General features: G+C 38.4%; 23 protein-coding genes. 8 read left to right on the top strand and 15 right to left on the bottom strand.

What is annotated here, in order from left to right; translation table 11 throughout:
* Positions 1-26 precede the first annotated feature (26 nt).
* Positions 27-1,244 carry an NAD(P)/FAD-dependent oxidoreductase gene (locus ACN6MT_RS10070; protein ID WP_034674842.1) on the bottom strand — a complete coding sequence of 406 codons (1,218 nt, stop codon included), beginning with the start codon at positions 1,242-1,244 and terminating at the stop codon, positions 27-29.
* A gap of 346 nt (positions 1,245-1,590) precedes the next feature.
* Between ACN6MT_RS10070 and ACN6MT_RS10065 the strand changes: the two genes are divergently transcribed.
* Positions 1,591-2,589, top strand: coding sequence for an NAD(P)/FAD-dependent oxidoreductase (locus tag ACN6MT_RS10065; protein WP_419955764.1), 999 nt, complete (start codon positions 1,591-1,593; stop codon positions 2,587-2,589).
* 40 nt (positions 2,590-2,629) lie between these two features.
* Here ACN6MT_RS10065 and ACN6MT_RS10060 read toward each other — a convergent pair whose 3' ends face one another.
* Both ACN6MT_RS10060 and ACN6MT_RS10055 read right to left on the bottom strand, forming a co-directional pair.
* Entirely contained in the window at positions 2,630-2,995 is a 366-nt protein-coding gene (locus ACN6MT_RS10060) for a HesB/IscA family protein (RefSeq protein WP_034674834.1), read from the bottom strand.
* Between the two features lie 114 nt (positions 2,996-3,109).
* Positions 3,110-3,349 carry a YuzB family protein gene (locus ACN6MT_RS10055; protein ID WP_034674832.1) on the bottom strand — a complete coding sequence of 80 codons (240 nt, stop codon included), beginning with the start codon at positions 3,347-3,349 and terminating at the stop codon, positions 3,110-3,112.
* Positions 3,350-3,559: 210 nt separating this feature from the next.
* On the opposite strand from ACN6MT_RS10055, the gene ACN6MT_RS10050 reads away from it, so the two are divergent.
* On the top strand, positions 3,560-4,627 hold the full coding sequence (locus tag ACN6MT_RS10050; RefSeq protein ID WP_419955763.1) for an NAD(P)/FAD-dependent oxidoreductase: 1,068 nt from the start codon (positions 3,560-3,562) through the stop codon (positions 4,625-4,627).
* Between the two features lie 37 nt (positions 4,628-4,664).
* Here the strand turns inward: ACN6MT_RS10050 and ACN6MT_RS10045 are convergent, their stop codons facing one another.
* Complete coding sequence (locus ACN6MT_RS10045; protein ID WP_034674826.1) at positions 4,665-4,988, bottom strand: YuzD family protein; 324 nt, start codon at positions 4,986-4,988, stop codon at positions 4,665-4,667.
* Between the two features lie 150 nt (positions 4,989-5,138).
* On the opposite strand from ACN6MT_RS10045, the gene ACN6MT_RS10040 reads away from it, so the two are divergent.
* On the top strand, positions 5,139-5,381 hold the full coding sequence (locus ACN6MT_RS10040) for a NifU family protein (protein ID WP_034674824.1): 243 nt from the start codon (positions 5,139-5,141) through the stop codon (positions 5,379-5,381).
* A gap of 42 nt (positions 5,382-5,423) precedes the next feature.
* Here ACN6MT_RS10040 and yutH read toward each other — a convergent pair whose 3' ends face one another.
* A complete protein-coding gene (yutH, locus tag ACN6MT_RS10035) occupies positions 5,424-6,434 on the bottom strand; it encodes a spore coat putative kinase YutH (protein ID WP_419955762.1) in 1,011 nt (336 codons plus the stop codon).
* A gap of 210 nt (positions 6,435-6,644) precedes the next feature.
* On the opposite strand from yutH, the gene ACN6MT_RS10030 reads away from it, so the two are divergent.
* On the top strand, positions 6,645-7,145 hold the full coding sequence (locus ACN6MT_RS10030) for a phosphatidylglycerophosphatase A (RefSeq protein WP_034674820.1): 501 nt from the start codon (positions 6,645-6,647) through the stop codon (positions 7,143-7,145).
* Positions 7,146-7,186: 41 nt separating this feature from the next.
* Here ACN6MT_RS10030 and ACN6MT_RS10025 read toward each other — a convergent pair whose 3' ends face one another.
* From ACN6MT_RS10025 to ACN6MT_RS10015, 3 genes are all read right to left on the bottom strand, one after another.
* A complete protein-coding gene (locus ACN6MT_RS10025) occupies positions 7,187-7,951 on the bottom strand; it encodes a TIGR01457 family HAD-type hydrolase (RefSeq protein WP_419955761.1) in 765 nt (254 codons plus the stop codon).
* A 68-nt stretch (positions 7,952-8,019) separates the two neighbouring features.
* The gene (locus ACN6MT_RS10020) at positions 8,020-8,454 is read right to left on the bottom strand and encodes a DUF86 domain-containing protein (protein WP_419955760.1); all 435 of its coding nucleotides are present in this window, start codon (positions 8,452-8,454) and stop codon (positions 8,020-8,022) included.
* A 27-nt stretch (positions 8,455-8,481) separates the two neighbouring features.
* Complete coding sequence (locus ACN6MT_RS10015) at positions 8,482-9,768, bottom strand: EAL domain-containing protein (protein WP_419955759.1); 1,287 nt, start codon at positions 9,766-9,768, stop codon at positions 8,482-8,484.
* 198 nt (positions 9,769-9,966) lie between these two features.
* On the opposite strand from ACN6MT_RS10015, the gene ACN6MT_RS10010 reads away from it, so the two are divergent.
* Together ACN6MT_RS10010 and ACN6MT_RS10005 are read left to right on the top strand one after the other, a co-directional pair.
* Complete coding sequence (locus ACN6MT_RS10010) at positions 9,967-10,233, top strand: DUF3055 domain-containing protein (RefSeq protein WP_419955758.1); 267 nt, start codon at positions 9,967-9,969, stop codon at positions 10,231-10,233.
* 39 nt (positions 10,234-10,272) lie between these two features.
* A complete protein-coding gene (locus ACN6MT_RS10005; protein ID WP_419955757.1) occupies positions 10,273-10,557 on the top strand; it encodes a cytosolic protein in 285 nt (94 codons plus the stop codon).
* Positions 10,558-10,632: 75 nt separating this feature from the next.
* On the opposite strand, the gene ACN6MT_RS10000 is transcribed toward ACN6MT_RS10005, so the two are convergent.
* On the bottom strand, positions 10,633-10,908 hold the full coding sequence (locus ACN6MT_RS10000) for a YutD family protein (protein WP_034677200.1): 276 nt from the start codon (positions 10,906-10,908) through the stop codon (positions 10,633-10,635).
* 114 nt (positions 10,909-11,022) lie between these two features.
* On the opposite strand from ACN6MT_RS10000, the gene ACN6MT_RS09995 reads away from it, so the two are divergent.
* Positions 11,023-11,658 (top strand): YhcN/YlaJ family sporulation lipoprotein, encoded by a 636-nt coding sequence (locus tag ACN6MT_RS09995; protein ID WP_419955756.1) that lies wholly within the window; start codon positions 11,023-11,025, stop codon positions 11,656-11,658.
* 78 nt (positions 11,659-11,736) lie between these two features.
* Here ACN6MT_RS09995 and lipA read toward each other — a convergent pair whose 3' ends face one another.
* Positions 11,737-12,654, bottom strand: coding sequence for a lipoyl synthase (lipA, locus tag ACN6MT_RS09990; RefSeq protein WP_419955755.1), 918 nt, complete (start codon positions 12,652-12,654; stop codon positions 11,737-11,739).
* A 205-nt stretch (positions 12,655-12,859) separates the two neighbouring features.
* On the opposite strand from lipA, the gene ACN6MT_RS09985 reads away from it, so the two are divergent.
* Positions 12,860-13,810 (top strand): M23 family metallopeptidase, encoded by a 951-nt coding sequence (locus ACN6MT_RS09985; RefSeq protein ID WP_419956416.1) that lies wholly within the window; start codon positions 12,860-12,862, stop codon positions 13,808-13,810.
* Between the two features lie 21 nt (positions 13,811-13,831).
* Here the strand turns inward: ACN6MT_RS09985 and yunB are convergent, their stop codons facing one another.
* The 5 genes from yunB to ACN6MT_RS09960 all read right to left on the bottom strand — a co-directional run bounded on the left by yunB (position 13,832) and on the right by ACN6MT_RS09960 (position 18,113).
* Positions 13,832-14,587: a sporulation protein YunB gene (gene yunB, locus ACN6MT_RS09980; protein ID WP_419955754.1), complete on the bottom strand. Its 756-nt coding sequence runs from the start codon at positions 14,585-14,587 to the stop codon at positions 13,832-13,834.
* Positions 14,588-14,692: 105 nt separating this feature from the next.
* Positions 14,693-14,995 (bottom strand): YunC family protein, encoded by a 303-nt coding sequence (locus ACN6MT_RS09975; RefSeq protein ID WP_034677214.1) that lies wholly within the window; start codon positions 14,993-14,995, stop codon positions 14,693-14,695.
* 61 nt (positions 14,996-15,056) lie between these two features.
* Positions 15,057-16,409: a bifunctional metallophosphatase/5'-nucleotidase gene (locus ACN6MT_RS09970; protein ID WP_419955753.1), complete on the bottom strand. Its 1,353-nt coding sequence runs from the start codon at positions 16,407-16,409 to the stop codon at positions 15,057-15,059.
* An 18-nt stretch (positions 16,410-16,427) separates the two neighbouring features.
* Positions 16,428-17,249, bottom strand: coding sequence for a sulfite exporter TauE/SafE family protein (locus ACN6MT_RS09965; protein ID WP_034677219.1), 822 nt, complete (start codon positions 17,247-17,249; stop codon positions 16,428-16,430).
* 18 nt (positions 17,250-17,267) lie between these two features.
* A complete protein-coding gene (locus tag ACN6MT_RS09960) occupies positions 17,268-18,113 on the bottom strand; it encodes a DUF72 domain-containing protein (RefSeq protein ID WP_419955752.1) in 846 nt (281 codons plus the stop codon).
* Between the last annotated feature and the right edge of the window lie 69 nt (positions 18,114-18,182).

The raw sequence follows: 18,182 nt of genomic DNA, 5'->3' as shown, positions 1-18,182 counted from the left end.
TCTCTGCCCCTTTAAAAATTTTATATTTAGAAAACGTTAAATTTACCTTTTTTCAATACCAATCCAGCGCCGCCAATCATATATAGAGAACGATTATCGACTACTTTTTTCATAAAGGATGCTTTAGCACCGGTAACCTTTTTGCCGAACACAACTCCAATGGCGTCGTCATGACCAAGTGAACAAACCGTTCCTTTATTATCAAATGTGAAGGTTTCTAGGTCCTGTTTGTTCCGTACCAATGCTGCGATGTTACGTGCAACTACTTCACCTTGCTGCATAGCAATTTGTGCAGTTGGAGGATAAGGACGGTTAATCTCTTCGTTGATTACAAGAGAGCTGTCACCAATTATAAACACATCATCAAATCCTGGTACTCGAAGGTCTGGCTGTACTTTTACACGACCTCTCATCGCTTCAAAGCCTGATTTTTCAATAACTGCATTTCCACGAACCCCAGCAGCCCAAACCACTGTTCCAGCTTTGATTTCTCTCGGCTCTTCTTCACCTTTGGCTACAACGATTCCATCTGTTGTACATTCTTTAATGGCAGTTCCAATTAGGAATTCTACCCCTTTACGTTCCAATTGTGATACAGCATAGTTAACAAGTTCAGGGTCAAAACCAGGCAATACAGTTGGTGCTGCCTCTACACAAAGGATTTTTACTTTATGAGAATCTACATCGTATTCATGACATAGCTCAGGTATACGATTAGTTAGTTCACCTAAGAATTCTATACCTGTAAAGCCTGCGCCGCCAACAACGATGACTAAACGATCGTCATTCTTTTCTTCTTCCATTCCATAAGTCGCAAATTGATACTCAATATGCTCACGCAATTGACGAGAAGAATTTACGTTTGTAATTCCAAATGCATATTCCTTTAAGCCCTTAATTCCAAAGGTTTCAGGTTCTCCTCCAAGAGCAATAACGAGGTAATCATACTCGACTTCGCCCTTTTCTAAGATTACCTTTTTCTCATCTTTCTTGATTTCAACAACGGTGTCTTGTACAAAATCAACTTTACTTCTATCAATCACATCACGAATGTCATAACGGACACGATCATGATGAAGTGTGCCTGCAGAAGCTTCGTGCAGCCATGTAGTTTCATAATGATAATCATTCTTATTAATTAATACAATATCTGCTTCATTTACACCTACAAGCTTTTGCAACCTTACAGTTGTCATAAGCCCGCCATAACCCGCACCGACAATAACAATTTTTGGCTTTCTCAAAGTGATCACTTCCACCTTTTTTATTTAGAGTAATATACTTGTTCTTATCTTCCTCAGCTTGTTACATTTTTATTTTGTTTAGAGGAAAAAAGTTTGTGATATAATTCACGTATAAAGACACAATATATTCCTTTTTTTGTCACAAAAAATTAACATCTATCCTCATTACATATTATGCTAAACTCTTCACATTATCAAGTGGTTTAAATGATTATTTTTAGAGAAAATAGTTTTGTTTTTCCTTGATTAACTACTCTGAATATTCCCCAAAAGTTGTGAGGATTTTATGTTTTTGTGATATTATAAGGAATGGAGTCTGTTACTACATAAGTAAGGGGGATACAGCGTGCAAGAAGATCAAAAAGTTTATGATATTACCATTATCGGGGGCGGTCCTACCGGTCTATTTACAGCCTTTTACGGCGGAATGAGACAAGCTTCTGTAAAAATTATTGAAAGCCTGCCACAATTAGGTGGTCAATTATCGGCACTATACCCAGAAAAATATATTTACGATGTTGCAGGGTTTCCAAAAGTCCGTGCACAAGAACTAATTAATAACCTAAAAGAGCAAATGGCTAAGTTTGAACCAGCTGTTGCTTTAGAGCAATCTGTGGAAAAATTGGAAAAACAAGAGGATGGTACATTCAAATTAACAACCAATTCGGAAGTTCACTATTCAAAAACAGTGATTATTACAGCAGGTAATGGTGCATTTCAACCACGCCGTTTAGAGCTTGAAAGTGCTGCACAATATGAACGAAAAAACCTTCATTACTTTATTGATGACCTTAACAAATTCGCAGGTCAAAAAGTTGTCGTTTTCGGCGGCGGCGATTCAGCTGTGGACTGGGCATTAATGTTAGAACCTATCGCGAAAGAAGTAACGATTGTTCACCGAAGAGATAAATTCAGAGCACACGAACATAGTGTTGAGAACTTGCATAACTCAAAAGTAGTCGTTAAAACTCCTTTTGTACCAGCGGAATTAGTCGGAGATGACAGCGGTATCAAGCAAGTTGTTCTTACAGGTGTAAATGGAGATGGCCGAGAAGCTATTGATGTTGATGCTGTAATTTGCAACTATGGGTTTGTCTCCTCATTAGGTCCAATCAAAGAATGGGGCTTTGAAATTGAGAAAAATTCCATAGTCGTAAATTCTAAAATGGAAACAAATGTACCTGGAATCTATGCTGCCGGAGACATTTGTACCTATGAAGGGAAAGTAAAATTGATTGCCTGCGGATTTGGTGAAGCGCCTACTGCTGTCAATAATGCAAAAGCATTTATCGATCCAAAAGCTAAAATCCAGCCGCTTCACAGTTCATCAATGTTTGGTAAATAACAAACAAAAGGCGCCCCTATAGGCGCCTTTTATTTCTTTATTAACATTCTTCTGGTGAACCTGCTGCTGTTGCTGTTCTAAATGATGAGCCGCATCCGCATGAGGCAATCGCGTTTGGATTTTCGATGGTAAATCCCCCACCCATCATCGATTGCTTATAATCAATTTTCGTACCATTTAATATAGGGGCATCCTCTTTATCCACAAGGATCTGAATTCCATACTGTTCAAAATGGAGATCATTTTCTTTCACTTCATGATCAAATCCCATACCATACGATAATCCGCTGCAGCCTCCACCTTTTACACTCACGCGCAATAAGGCACCTTCTTCTTCATTGTGTTTCATCATTTCTTTTATATGCAAAGCTGCCGCTTCCGTTAAAATAACCACTTCGTTGCTCATTGGTTTATTCCTCCTTTTTGAGGTACTACTTATAGTATATACAGTGAGTACTAATGACTCAACTAATTAAACTGTGAGAATAAAATAAAAGGGACGGAATTCCGGCCCTCCTTATTAAAACATTGGATTTTCATCTAAATATTGATAAATATTTTCCACAAGTTCATCCGGTGTATCGCCTGTTACAACTTCACCATTTACCAGTGCAAAAAGAGTAGAAGCACATTTCCCGCAATATCCGAGGCATCCATATTCAATGATATCAAGATTCGGGTCTTTTTCTAACCTTTCCAGGGCTTTTTGGGCACCACTGGCAAGATTACTCATACAAAATTCAATAATTGGCATAAACATGGCTATCACCTCTCCACATCATATTATCCTACTATTTTTCTTTTACTGCGTCAAATACCATGTCTCATGTCTAAATGTCAATAAAATTGTCATATGTGTTGTTATTTTGTCATAATTCAGCTATACTTTTAATGGATTTAAGACTATATTACTATCATTTTTAACTTAAAATATTGACATGATTACTGGTTTACAAAAGGGGAATAAAAAATGAAAAACCTTGTAATTCTCGGCGGCGGTTACGGCGGAATGAAGATATTGAGTGAACTTCTACCAAACCATTTACCTGAGGATATAAGAATTACACTTGTTGATCGCGTTCCATACCATTGCTTGAAAACTGAATACTATGCCCTAGCAGCAGGAACTGTTTCGGATAAGGAGCTGCGCGTTTCTTTTCCAGAACATCCTCAGTTGGAAATTAAATATGGAGAAGTTACAGGAATAGAAAAAGACACTAAAAAGGTCCTGCTAAAAGATTCTGCTCCGATTTCTTATGACGACTTAATCATCGGTCTTGGCTGTGAAGATAAGTATCATGGTGTACCAGGTGCTGATGAATACACTTACAGCATTCAAAGCATTGAAAAATCCCGTCGTACGTATTCAGTACTGAACAATTTAGGACCTGGATCCATGGTTGGCATCGTAGGTGCTGGTCTAAGTGGTGTGGAACTTGCCAGTGAATTAAGTGAAAGCCGCAGTGACTTAAAAATAAAACTATTTGATCGTGGCAAACACATTCTACCTGCCTTTCCTGATCGTTTAAGTAAATATGTTGAAAATTGGTTTCATAAGAATAATGTTGAAATCATCAATAACTCTAATATTACTAAAGTAGAAGAAAATTTACTCTACAATCATGATGAGCCAGTTCCATGTGATGTGATCGTTTGGACTGCTGGCATCCAAGCTAATAAGGTTGTCCGTGAATTAGGAGAAGAAATGGATCGCTCTGGAAGGCTCATTATTACACCCCGTCATCACTTACCGAATGATGAACACGTTTTTGTATTAGGTGATTGTGCTAGTCTTCCACATGCCCCAAGTGCTCAATTAGCAGAAGGTCAGGCGGAACAAATTGTGGAAGTGTTGAAAAAACGCTGGAATGGTGAGGAGCCTCCAGTTGAATTCCCAACGATTAAACTAAAAGGTGTTCTTGGTTCTCTTGGTAAGAAACACGGTTTCGGGATGATGGCAGACAGAGCGATTACTGGACGTGTAGCCCGACTGTTAAAATCAGGAGTGCTCTGGCTCTACAAGTATCATAACGGATGATTAAAAAAGCATTCCAGCTAAGCAGCCGGAATGCTTTTTATATTGATCTGTATCCGTACTTTTCCAATTCACTAAAGATGGTTTTTAATCGCGGATTCCCTTCGCCGACAATTTTATCTTTAATCACAACAACTGGATAAAACAAATCTTCTTCAAGTACTCTTTTGGCAAAATCTTCTTTTTCACTTTCTTGAGGAGGTTGATAAATATCCACATACGTCATTTTGAATGGTTGATCAGGAAACTTCCTTGAAATGGCAGCCTCAAGCCATTCGAATGTTTCCTTTGAGGAGGGTAAATTTACACAACTCGGACATAATTGTTCTGCACCATAGAGGACAATTTCAACTGTATTAGTCATCCCATCAATCCTGCCTTTTTTCTTTTATTTTACAACATTTAAACTATTAAACATAAATATATGGTTGCAAATGTGCGAATTCCCATTTCATGAGAATGGATTTTTCTCTTCAATCACATTATAATATAAGGTAGGAAGGAGACGATAAATATGGCAGAACAAGTACAAGAAATGTTTGAGCAGGTTCAGGAAGTATTAGATAAATTACGTCCATTTCTTCTTCGCGATGGAGGAGATTGTGAATTAGTTGATGTTGAGGATGGTATTGTTAAACTTCGTTTACTAGGTGCGTGCGGAAGCTGCCCTAGCTCAACAATTACCCTAAAAGCAGGAATCGAAAGAGCACTATTAGAAGAAGTTCCCGGCGTTGTTGAAGTAGAACAAGTATTTTAATAAAGTAAAAAGCGATTGCTGACAAGAGCAATCGCTTTTTTATTACCTTATAAGGAGCCAGTCTAATGGGGGAATTTTTAATGGTTGTATTGGTGCACCAACGGTATGAAAAAAATTGCCCAAAAAACGCTCATACTCTGTTGATTGCTTTAACATCTTACTTAACTGTTCTTCCAAAAGCTTCTTTTCCTGCTCAGACCTAGTTATATAGTAATTTTCAATACACTCAAAGTAATGAAGTGGAAATACTAAACGGGAAAATAATAACCGCCATGAAAAAGAGGATAAGGGCGCAATACTTTGATATTCCGCAAAGAATTGTCTTACATCTATCTGGTAGGTTTGGGTATTACGAAAATAACGCTCTCTCGTCCATTCTGCCAGGTCACGGCTGCGATGATCAAATACCCAATCGAATGGGTTCTTAATATAATAATTTGCTCCCCAAGAATCATTTGAGAACCGTTCGTGACACACAGTTCCGCTATCTGATTCTACCGGCTCATCGTCCAGTTCCGTATCCACTAAATATTGAATGGCATTTTCCGTTAACCCAATATAGTATGGAAACGAATCAATAAACATACGTTCAAAATCATCTTCGGGAGTTTGAAACATCTGTTCACTCCAAACCTTTTCAATTTGATCAAGACGCTTCTCCCATAATTGCTTCCATTGTCCTATTCTACTTGTTCTTTCAATTTTGAATGGGACCGTTTTCCCTCTTTCATGAAATTTGGCTAACTTTCTCCCTAGTTTTACTTTTGCATGTTTTTCTATCTGCCGATGTCCCAGAACACAATATTTATGATCTTCCCATGTTGTAATCAATTCTCCTTCGATAGTTTGTAGAAATGCTGGAACATGCGTATCCCCGTTGGTTCTTAAATGTTCTGCAATTCTCTCTAGTTCATTAATATCCTCAGCTTCCCTGCCGTCGGATTTTGCGACCAAATAAAGCCAGCCATTTCCCCTGAGCGCGTCGTAAGAGTCTAATTTTACGTATTCATCAACTTGTATTCCATATTTATTTTCAAGTAATTTTTGAAGCACCCTTCCACCTCTTCTCTTTTCTGCTCTTATGTCATATATATGTAGTAGCCCAAAAAACTTGTTCTCTTCTTTCGTAATAAAAGTATAAGAAAAACGTTATAGGAGTAATCTGTAAGAAGGGTGTTGGTTCGTTCGTTCCTTTTCGATATGCCGTGCATATGTTGAAATTAAGAAATAGCCAAAAAATTCCAAAGAAAAGGTGATAAATGGATGGCAGAAGATAAAAAAATGGATTTAACAGAAGAAACTGCACGAAGATGGATAAAAGAAAGAGGCGTTGAAATTCAGGATATCGCTGATTTAGTTTATTTCCTGCAGGAGAAATACCACGAAAATTTAAAAATGGAAGATTGTATTGCCAATGTGGAACGCGTCATTTCGAAACGTGAGGTTCAAAATGCCATTATAACAGGAATTCAACTGGATATGTTAGCCGAGAAAAACATGCTGGAGGAACCTATCCAATCCATTATTAAAACAGATGAAAGTCTTTATGGTGTCGATGAGATTCTAGCACTTTCCATCGTTAATGTGTACGGATCCATTGGCTTTACAAATTATGGCTATATCGATAAGCAAAAGCCAGGAATATTAGCTAGGTTAAATGATAAATCAACAGGAGAATGCCATACATTTTTGGATGACATCATCGGTGCCATCGCAGCAGCAGCCTCAAGCAGACTTGCCCACCGAGCCGCACATGTCGAATAAATCAAATAAGAAAAGGATGGAGAGAACAATCCATCCTTTTCTCACGGTTCCCATTGATCTAATGAATCAATGGCATATGTAGGTTTTCGGTCATAGCCCCTAAGCAATTCCTTGGTAGTGACACCCGTGTGGACTAGCAGTGTATCAAGGCCAGCATTCATCCCCGCTAATATATCGGTATCATAATAATCGCCCACCATAAGTGTTTCTTCTTTAGAAGTACCCAATACCTTTAACGCCTGTTCCATGATGATTGACTCAGGCTTTCCAATAAAAGTTGGCTTGGTTTGTGTTGAAACCGCAATTACAGAGGTTAACGACCCATTTCCGGGGACTAATCCTCTTTCCGTTGGTATCGCTATATCTCCGTTTGTAGAGATAAAGGAAGCTCCATTGCGAACAGCAAGGCATGCCACTGCTAATTTTTCATAGCTAATTTCACGGTCGATACCGATAACAACATACTCTGCATTCTCTGTCGCGAATGTGAATTTCTTTTCTTCGATAGCCATACGAAGTCCTTCTTCACCGATTACATAAACTGAGGCATCCTGCTTTTGGCTATAAATGTAATTTGCTGTTGCCTGGCTCGTTGTAAAAATGATGTCTTCTTCAGCCGGAATATCAAAATCTTTTAGCTTTTGAGCAACTTGGGCAGGGGTCCGTGATGAGTTATTCGTTACAAATAAATATGGAATGTCCTTTTCCTTTAATTTTTTCACAAAATTTCCTGCTGCTTCAATTTTCTCTGATCCTTTGTACATCGTTCCATCAAGGTCAATTAAATAACCTTTATACTTTTTCATGTTGATCACTCCCTTATCTATCATATCCGAAAAATAAAAATGACCGCAAATGCGGTCGCTAATAACTATTAAATAAATGCGGTTACTGGACCAAGTTCATTCTCAAGATAGTCTCGGACATTCTCTGGGAATAAGGTTAAAACATTCATTTGGCCAGAGAACTGATTAAAGAGTTCATCATGATCAATCTCCGTATACAATTGGACAAGTACCTTGCGATACTGGACAAGTCTTTTTAAACTTGTACCTGTTTCCTGGGTAACAACCTTTTCATCGATTAATATCTCAATAATATCTTCATAACTGCCAGGGTCTCTCATAATAAAACCATCAATCATTGCATTCCCCACATCTAACACCGATTCAATCATAAGATGCGTAATACGTTCTAATGCTGCTTTTTCTATCGGGGTTGACCACTCTTCCTGATTAGAAAATAGGCTGATTTGCTTTTCTAGAAACACCAATGTGTTCTCCAACTTTTCGCGGTCTACAAAATACATTTCATCCACTTCCTCATAAATAATCACTTATGTTGCGATTTCATCAAAAAACATAGCGGGACGGGCATAAAAATTCCCCTGTGCTAAATCTACATTATTTCTCGTTAATACGGACGCTTCTTCTTGGTTTTCAATACCTTCAGCCACCACTAAAGATCCTGCCTCCTTCGCAACGAGAAGCAAGCCCTTTAACATTGACTCTTTTACAGAGTTTTTATCTATATTTTCTATCACAGAACGATCAATCTTTATAATATCCGGCATTAGCTCGCTAATCGTATTCAAGCTTGCATAACCCGCTCCAGTATCGTCAACCGCAATTCTAAATCCCATTAGCCGCAATACATTAATATTAAAAACAAAATTCTTCAAGCCTTCAATTGAATCGCGCTCAGTGACCTCAAAGGTAATTTGTTTTGGGGAAATCCCCTTATATTTCTGAAGTAGTTTTTTCAAATCACTGGTAAATTTAATATTCCCTAGTGTTATCGGAGTACAATTAACAAAAATATCTTGACGGCAGCGAGATGCTTTTACTTGTTGAAAAATTTTTTCTAACACAATCATTTCCAATTCGTACAACCGACCCGTTTGCCTTGCAACAGAAAAAAGATGTAGAGGAGCCTCTAAAGCAGTCCCTTTTGGACCGCGGGTAAGAAGCTCCCAGGCACGTACCTCCTTTGTGGCTACATCAAAAATGGGCTGTGCCAACAAAGTAATAGACCTCTTGGTAATAATGTTGTTTATGGCAAACAACATTTCATTGATCTCCAGCTGCTTTCGTTTTTCTGCCATACCAATTGCCAATCTATGCGCCCTAAAGATAGAATTTTGAATAGAATAATCATACTTATCAATAAACATATACCCCACATCAAAAGTTGGATATGCAGTGGAATACTGATTGAAGTAGGTTTCTGAAACTTCGTCTGTTATTTTTTTCAACAGGATATCAATATTTGAAATAGAATGTCTATCGTGATCGACGGTAATTACTAGTGTAATACCTTCGCCATAATAATCATGTAGGGTTATAAACTCCTTTGGGTTAACGGTTTGTTCCACGACGGTCTGAAAAAGCTTCTTCACGTTTTTCAAAAATTTAATGTGCCGTTGCGAGTCAGCCTGCTCGATTAAATCATGCAGGTTACTCAATTTAAAAACAATTACCGCTACCTCATGACCCGCTTCAAAAGCGTTCTTTACCCCTTCCGTTAATGGATTACGCAAGGTAAATTGAGGAGGATAATAGCGTATGGACGAAAGAGGTAAAATAATCTTTCCCCATTGCATTACACTCTTAACTTTTTTCATGTAACGACAGTCCATCAATTCCATCCCTCTCAGAAACAGATACGACAATAATAACCTTATTGTAACACAATTTGACAGAATCCGTTTTTTCTTCGAGTAAATATTTAGAAATATTCTATTAACACCAACTATTCCCCCATTTCCTGATTATTTGGTAATATAAAGAGGGAGAAGAAAACAACTAAAGGAGCACATGACATGCAAGAACGATATTTCTTATATGATGATACAGAAGATACAAAAACACGATTTGTTAGCTTTGTTGGTGACAACCAACGCTTTGATTTGGCCATTGTTAAAACGGACCGTCATTATGGGAAGCACCTTGTACTCGATTTACAAGGGAGTCGCTTTGCCATTATTGGTGAGGATGACTTGAAAGAGGAAGGATATTTAGAATACGCTTTCCAATTAAATGAAGAGGACGCAGAAGAATTACGTTCCTTTTTATTAGAATTAATATAATTCCTTTTTGCATACTAATAAAAAGGAGTGAGTGATGATATGCCTGAAAAAAAGTCAAGAAGCTATTTTGACCTTTCTAATGTCGAGAAACAAAAAAACTTTCTGACAGCAGAGGAATTTCCAGATGGTCCGTTTGGATCTCCAATTCGTAAAGATGAGCCTGTTCAAAATAAAAGCACCCCTTGGCAAGAAGGTCAGCGGTATTATAGCAACTTTAATTATGAAAATAAAACCTTTCATCAGGATATCCCTCGTCAAATGGAAGGGGCTCACCCTACCCATGACGATCCTAATAAGGAGGAACAGCCTCCTTATACACACTAAAGCCTCAGGAAAACCAGCACTGAAGCTTGAAGATATTACATTAAAAGGCTAGCCGCTTTGGCCAGCCTTTTTTTATTACTTCTTCACTTTTTTCAAGACAAAATACGCACAGCCAAAATTACAGTATTCATATAAATATTCACTTAATGTACTGATTTTGGTGTCAAATGTTGCTTTTTGATTCTGATCTTCAAAAAAGCCTTTTAACCGGAGTTGTCCGTATCCCCAATCCCCAACAATATAATCATATCTGGATAATATATCACTATACCTTGCTTTTAGAGCTTCCTCATTAAAGGCCTCTCTATGCTCCTGCACGATTTCATATGCAGTGCCGTTTATATTGATCATGTAATCACCTCAAATTTTACCAGTAAATCTTTCTTTCATTATAACCGATTCACCATCAATTACTAAGAAAAAAAATCAGTTATTTGGCTATTCTATAAAAAGGAGGTGCTTAAAATGAAAAAATGGTCGATGATGATTGTTTTTTGTTTACTCCTTACAGCAGCAGGCTGCTCTAGGGATATGGCCAACCGTGATGTTTATAAAGAAAGCGGAGATACCATTAATGTCAATAACAAACGTGAAGAGCTTTATAATGAAGGCGGCAGTCAGGGTGTTCGAAATGTGAGTGATGATTACGGCTTTGTCCGTCATCAAAAAAGCCCCATTAAGGGTGACCGTGGGGGAATGCAACACTATGCAGCTATAGACCGTGAACAGGTGGCTAATATTATTAGTCAGCTAAGCACAGATATACCGAATGTAAATGATGTTGCCACACTTGTTACCGACCAAGAGGTTCTCGTTTCCTATGATACTGACTCCAAAGATCGTAATCATACTGCGGATCAAGTAAAGAGAACGGCTATGTCTGTTGTCCCCAGATACTATCATGTATATGTATCAGACAATACAAAATTAATGCGTGATGTGGAAAATTTGGCAAATTTAGATTCGACTAGTCACAATGCCAGAAATTTAGTAAATGGTTTAATTACACAAATGAAGAAGTCGCCGCAAGGCAATCGTATGAGCGATAGTGAAGACGAAAACGGTGCTACCGCTGATGATAATATGAATACAACCCGCTAATAAAAAGAGTTCAGCCCAAAGTGGACTGAACTCTTTTTATTGTCTAGCTGCCACGCCTAGGAGCTTCCACTTTTCATGTTAAGCTTCTTTGGCTTCTGCCTCTCCAAGTAATTGTTTGTGTTTTGCAGCAGCATTCACCTGTTCATCTGCATGGTAGGATGAACGAACCAATGGACCTGCTTCACAATGACTAAAACCTTTTGTAAGGGCAATTTCGCGTAATTCAGCGAATTCTTCAGGGCTATAATATTTTTCAACCTTCAGATGGCTCTTAGAGGGTTGTAAGTATTGTCCTATCGTCATAATGTCCACATCATTTGCTCGTAAGTCATCCATGACCTCGATAATTTCTTCTTTTGTTTCGCCAAGTCCAACCATTAAGCTGGATTTGGTTGGAATCGCTGGCTGCATTTCTTTCGCTCTGCGTAAAAATTCTAATGAGCGGTCATACTTTGCACGTGCTCTAACTCTTGGTGTTAATCGTCTTACCGTTTCAATGTTATGATTGAGAATGTCAGGTTTTGCGTCCATTAACAAAGCTAAATTTTCTTCTTTTCCTCCCATATCCGAAGGAAGAACTTCAATGCTTGTAAAAGGATTTTTTCTTCTAATGGCTCTAACCGTTTCAGCAAAAACAGCTGCACCGCCATCTTTTAAATCGTCCCTCGCTACAGCTGTTACTACAACATGTTTTAAATTCATTAATTGAACAGAGTCTGCCACTCGTTCCGGTTCTGCCAAATCTAATTCTGTTGGTAGACCTGTTTTAACAGCACAGAAACGACAAGCACGTGTACATGTATCACCAAGGATCATAAAGGTAGCCGTTCTTCTCTCAGCCCAACATTCGTGGATATTTGGGCAGCGTGCTTCTTCACAAACCGTATGGAGATTTTTTTCACGCATCATTTTTTTTAAGCCTGTATAATGTTCATTCGTATTTAATTTTATTTTTAACCATTCTGGTTTTCTAAGGTAATCACTATTCCTGCTCACGTTTCTACACCCCTATAAATGAGTTTGCTCCTTGTCACTTTACCATACTTTTTGTAACAACAACAAGCAGACAACTCCGCAAACTCCTATTTCCAATTTTTGTTCATAATGAAATAGCCTAAAATTCATAAACTAAAAGCGTACAATATTCGGAAGGAGGATTCCTGTGCGGGCATTTCTGATAATTGGAACCATCCTCTTATTAATGAGCTTTTCTCTCAGGGATGCTCATGCTAAAGGTCCTGATGAGTATCAGGAAAGAATGAAACTATACAAAAAGGTTGAAACCGTTACATTAATTCCATGGTATTACTTAGCAGCCGTGGATCAGTATGAGAGGAGTATACGGCAGGTACGCAAAGATTTACCAAAGCCGGAAAGTATAATTGGTATTTATTTCACTCCGGAAAAATGGGCTGGTACCACTAATCCAATTCCTGAAGAAGAGAACCCAGCAATTATCCAATTTTTTAACGGTATGGGCGTCGACGGAGATGGAGATGGAAAAGCTAGTTTAAAGAGTGATGAGGATGTATTATATACTTTCGCCAATTATCTCCTTTCATATGGAACAGACGATGATAATATAAAAATTGGATTATGGAATTATTATCACCGCGACAAAACAGTTGGCATGATCGTTGGCAAGGCGAAAATGTACCGCCATTTTGGCCGGTTAGACTTAGATACCCATGTATTCCCGCTGCCATTACGCAGCAATCACAGTTATCGCAGTACATGGGGCGACGCGAGAGGCTGGGGTGGCCGCAGAATGCATGAAGGTACTGATATTTTTGCAGGATACGGTGTTCCTGTACGTGCTACCAACTATGGCATAGTGGAAATGAAGGGCTGGAACAAGTTCGGCGGCTGGAGAGTTGGAATTCGTGATATTAATAATACGTATCATTATTTTGCTCATCTTAGCGGTTTTGCTAAAGATTTAAAAGTTGGTCAAATTGTTGAACCTGGGACTTTAATTGGCGGTGTAGGCAGTTCAGGATATGGACCGCCAGGGACATCTGGTAAATTCCCGCCGCATTTGCACTATGGAATGTATAAAGATAACGGTTATACCGAATGGTCATTTGACCCAACCCCGCATTTACGATTGTGGAAACAGCAAGAAAGACAGGCATTAAAATCGAAAAAATAGGACTGTCCGGTGACAGTCCTTTTAATTTTGCGGAGAAGGTATTTGAATCGATGGGGTAACACCATTCCCGCCATTATTATAAAATTGCGGAACATCACCCTGAATTAATCTTCCTCCGACTGGGATATTCTGTTCTAACTTTGTAATTTCCGTTGCAAACGGGGTAATAATTTGCACTGAAACCTCTAGATGAATGGCAACGTCAATCCATGTATTATTGATCCCCATTGGTTTTGGGTTAATTTTCACATCCGGACGTACTTCCCCAATCGCATGAAACCGTACAGGGATTTTAGGACCTAAATTCCCTAACAAAGCCATGTTGGTTGCTTGACCAAGCGGTACATTCCACACAATCCCATCCTGTTGTTCTGTATTTACCTCAATATCAACATCTGTTAATTTCTCTAGTGAATCAAGGTCCCCTTTTTCAGCAGCGTTTAAGTTTTTTTGTATTTCATTCGTGATTTCGGATAATTTCTGATTTATGATTTCCGTTTTTAAACTTGCACTTGGCTGCGCGCCATTTTGACCGGCTTCAACAGCAATGACATCTCCCACTTCTACCGTTTTTTTGTTAATTGCTTTATTGATAACCTGTGAAGCGATTTGCTTTGTTTTGGATTCCGCATATCTCATTAAGGAAGGTTCAATTCCTTTGTTAACCAGCCATATTCCCATTGCAGTAGACAATAGAAAAAAAACAAATGATAATAACAAAACGTATCGGAAAGGTAATGGTCCCCTTTTTCGGTGACGCACTCGAAACTTAACCAAAAATAATCCCCCCTTACATGTTATATGTATGCGGGAAGGAGATGAACTAGCCTATAAATTTACCGCAGTCTTTACATAAGAAAAAGCCTGCAGTAATGCAAGCTTTCATACCATTTTTAACAAGGCGTCTTTTCCGAGCATTCCTTTTGTAATACCGATTGCTTCCGCCTCGACTGTAACCGACTCCATTGGAGCATTAAGGAGCTGTTCAATGGTTCTTACCCCCACTGCTCTAGCTGCAATGATTTTGCGATCCTTTAACTTTTCATTTAATAACCCTACATCTAGAGCACCGCACATGATATATCCCTTATCATTGCTTATTGAGAGCAGTGTAGTTTTTGGTAGTAAGACGGTAACAGCCAAGAACGTGTGACCATTAATCTCTACCGGTGATAACTCTATCAATTTACACACTCCCTTCCTCACTATCAACTTATGAAAGCGAAAGAAAAAGCGTGTATTCATTTTAGGACTGCTTTTCTAATTTCCATCTAAGGATGTCACGTAAAAATTCAGGAAGAAAATATTCCTTTTTCTTTTGTGGAAAAACATCTTTGAAAAAATGTCCGAAAGTAAGCATATCTGGTACAGCCAGCGTATAGGTTTGGTTTAAATCTAATTTGTGCCCATTAATATATATATCGTTGTCTTCATTAAAAGTAACTCTGTCATATATACTTGCTCCCATTACGGTTCCCCTAAAACCAAGACCTGCAACATGTTGTTGTGACCAGCCTTCCTTCCTTGTTTCAAGTAAAACCTTTTTTAATTCACTGCCAGTTAGTGGGATTTTACAGGGATTAATCGGATGTGGACAAATAGACAACAAATCATACAATGTCACACTACCTGATAGCGGACCTAAGATAAGACCGCCATTTATAAATGCACAATCTGCCTTGCACCATTCTCTTAGCGCTTGGCAAAGGAGCAGTGCAAGCTCTGTTTCTTGGAATTGGTCATGCGGATATTCTTTAGAAAGGGTTGTAATTTTTTGATTTAATAATTTCTTACCTTTACGATAAAGTTCCTTGGAAATTGCTTTCTCATCTAGTAATGGAGGATGCTCTAACACATTATATAATTCTGCTTGTTTGCTGATTATGTTGTTTTCATCAACTTGTATGGAAACATGCCCCACATACCGTCCATGCTTACCAGCTCCCGCAAGCAATGTTTGTCCTTCCCACTTTCCCTCAGGAAGTGTATGGTGTGTGTGGCCGCCAAGAATAATATCGATTTCTGGAAATTCTCTCGCAATTTGTTCATCATCGGGAAGTCCAAGATGAGATAGCAAGATAATGACATCAGATTGAGACTTGAGTGGCTCTATCCATTTCTTTAACTCCTCTAAAGGTTCTGTAAGGTGCCAGCCTAATAGCTCATAAAGGAGGGAATAATAGGCTGTTAAACCAATCACACCAATTCGGGTACTTTTTTGTGTCTGATAAATTTTGTATGGTATTAGCCATGTCGGATACTGCCCGTTACTGTTATAAAGATTTGCCAGTACAACATCAAACTTCCTGATGTCGTACAAATGATTCAGCCCTTCATAAGGGAAATTGATACCTTCATTGTTACCGATTGTCACAGCGGTATAGCCGCTTTCATTTAACAGTTCAATATTCCCTTTCCCATGAGTTCCTTCAGAAAATGGATGCCACCGGTCTATAAAATCACCTATGTCAAAAAGAAAAAATTCTTCCCCAGCTTTTTCATGATATTCCCTACGGTTAGTTAAGAAATGCTGAATTCGCGGCCAGCGCTTTAAATGGCTATGAAGATCATTTGTATGATATATGTGAATGAATTCCATGCATCTCTCGCATCCTTTTTAGCCAATAATACCTTGATAGATTAATCGTATGCCGACGATTATTAATATGGTTCTTAGTAAAAAAACAATTGTTTTGCTTTTTAATTTTGTGTTTAAATAAACACCGACCTTTGCACCAATCCATGCCCCAGGAACCAACGCCAATGCAAGAAGCCAATCAACATTTCCTAAAGTGATATGGGTAATTGAACTTAGAATGGAGGTTGGTAAGATCATAAACATCGATGTTGCTGTTGCTACATGTGGAGGAAAGAAAAAGAACAGGATCATAGTCGGCACCATTAATGATCCGCCGCCAACCCCTAGAATCCCTGATAAAAAGCCGACAATTAACGAAATAACGACCCCCATCACAGGGTTAAATCCATATTCAAAGACCTTTCCTGAGTTATCTGTAAAGCTTCTGACAATCCCTTTATCTTTTTGGTAAGGTATAGGTTTTAATTTATCTTTTAATAGCAATACAAATGAAACAAATATGATAAAAATACCAAAAAACAAATTAAATGATTTTAAATCTAAAATCTCCGTTACCCAGGCTCCTAGAATACTCCCAGGACCGCTTCCGATCAAAAAAATCAATCCACTTTTATAATCCACCGTTTTATGTTTCATATAAGCTAACGTGGAAGAAAGTCCGGTAAATATCATCGTAAAAAGCGAGGTACCCACGGCTGTCTGGGGTGAAATATAACCAAATGTAGACAAGGAACCTAAAAAGAGCAAGGAAGGAACGATAACAATTCCTCCTCCCAACCCAATTAAACTCCCTAAGGAACTTCCTGCTATCCCGATTAAAACTAAAACAATCCACTCCATATTTCTTTCTCCTTTATTTTAAAATAAATCCAGTTGTCTAGGAGCGAGGTCCTCATATTTGATATCTAACAGGTCAATCATTTCCTTTGCATTATCGGCAGCATCTCCGCCAGAATTGTTGTTAAAGAGAACATAGACATTCGCGGATTCCTTAGCTAATTTCCTAATAATATTTGCCCATTCTTGAAGTTCTTGTTGATTATACCGATAGAGGTAGCGAACCTCGCGCCAATTCTCTGCCTGACGTTTCTGCCACCCATGCATGTTTCGTCCATGGAATCGAATGAGAAGTTTTTCAGAATCAATTGCCTCTAATATGGCTGGAATGGAGCCCGCTCCTGATTGAGGTTCATCACAAATACTATGTATCCATTTTTCCTCACTCATAAAATCTAGTGTATGATAGCGAAATCGGGGTGTAAACCAGGATTGGTGCCTGAACTCAAGTGCACAAGGCAAATCACCCATAACATTTTTGCACCAACGTAAATATTCAACATTTTCGCGCTTACAATCAAACCAAGGCGGGAACTGAAAAAGGACCATTGCTAATTTGCTTGCTTCTATGTATGGTTCTAGAGATTCTTTAAAAGCTTGGAACATTTCTTGCTTATTTGCGAATGGAGCTTCTCCACGCTGATGGCCTGTCATACCCTGGTAGGCCTTCACGACGAACTGAAACGAGGAAGGGGTATCATTCACCCATTTAACTGCATTCCTCTTCGGCTGAATCGCATAAAAAGCATTATCCACTTCAACGGTTGGAAAATGACCCGCATATTCTTTCAACTTATCACGTGGAGACATTTGATCAGGATATAAGCTATCATGATCGCCCCAACCTGTAACACCTATATAAATCACTGTATCACCCCACCTATTAATAATAGCATAACCCTTATTTTTCAACGTATTTTTTGAAGTCATAAAAAA

Source organism: Neobacillus niacini (genome assembly GCF_048572935.1).
Lineage (GTDB): Bacteria > Bacillota > Bacilli > Bacillales > Cytobacillaceae > Neobacillus > Neobacillus niacini.
Note: the sequence above shows the minus strand (reverse complement) of the source record. Positions and strands in the feature narration are given on the sequence as shown.

Excerpts from the sequence above, each read along its gene's own strand:
- ACN6MT_RS09970 (WP_419955753.1), bottom strand. The coding sequence starts at position 16,409 with ATGGAATTCATTCACATATATCATACAAATGATCTTCATAGCCATTTA.
- ACN6MT_RS10045 (WP_034674826.1), bottom strand. The coding sequence starts at position 4,988 with ATGACTAATACAGTTGAAATTGTCCTCTATGGTGCAGAACAATTATGT.
- ACN6MT_RS09985 (WP_419956416.1), top strand. The coding sequence starts at position 12,860 with ATGAGCTTTTCTCTCAGGGATGCTCATGCTAAAGGTCCTGATGAGTAT.
- ACN6MT_RS09965 (WP_034677219.1), bottom strand. The coding sequence starts at position 17,249 with ATGGAGTGGATTGTTTTAGTTTTAATCGGGATAGCAGGAAGTTCCTTA.
- ACN6MT_RS10055 (WP_034674832.1), bottom strand. The coding sequence starts at position 3,349 with ATGTTTATGCCAATTATTGAATTTTGTATGAGTAATCTTGCCAGTGGT.
- ACN6MT_RS10020 (WP_419955760.1), bottom strand. The coding sequence starts at position 8,454 with ATGTATTTTGTAGACCGCGAAAAGTTGGAGAACACATTGGTGTTTCTA.
- ACN6MT_RS09995 (WP_419955756.1), top strand. The coding sequence starts at position 11,023 with ATGAAAAAATGGTCGATGATGATTGTTTTTTGTTTACTCCTTACAGCA.
- ACN6MT_RS10005 (WP_419955757.1), top strand. The coding sequence starts at position 10,273 with ATGCCTGAAAAAAAGTCAAGAAGCTATTTTGACCTTTCTAATGTCGAG.
- ACN6MT_RS10025 (WP_419955761.1), bottom strand. The coding sequence starts at position 7,951 with ATGAAAAAGTATAAAGGTTATTTAATTGACCTTGATGGAACGATGTAC.
- ACN6MT_RS10060 (WP_034674834.1), bottom strand. The coding sequence starts at position 2,995 with ATGAGCAACGAAGTGGTTATTTTAACGGAAGCGGCAGCTTTGCATATA.
- ACN6MT_RS10015 (WP_419955759.1), bottom strand. The coding sequence starts at position 9,768 with ATGAAAAAAGTTAAGAGTGTAATGCAATGGGGAAAGATTATTTTACCT.
- ACN6MT_RS10040 (WP_034674824.1), top strand. The coding sequence starts at position 5,139 with ATGGCAGAACAAGTACAAGAAATGTTTGAGCAGGTTCAGGAAGTATTA.
- ACN6MT_RS10050 (WP_419955763.1), top strand. The coding sequence starts at position 3,560 with ATGAAAAACCTTGTAATTCTCGGCGGCGGTTACGGCGGAATGAAGATA.
- ACN6MT_RS10000 (WP_034677200.1), bottom strand. The coding sequence starts at position 10,908 with ATGATCAATATAAACGGCACTGCATATGAAATCGTGCAGGAGCATAGA.
- ACN6MT_RS10010 (WP_419955758.1), top strand. The coding sequence starts at position 9,967 with ATGCAAGAACGATATTTCTTATATGATGATACAGAAGATACAAAAACA.
- ACN6MT_RS10030 (WP_034674820.1), top strand. The coding sequence starts at position 6,645 with ATGGCAGAAGATAAAAAAATGGATTTAACAGAAGAAACTGCACGAAGA.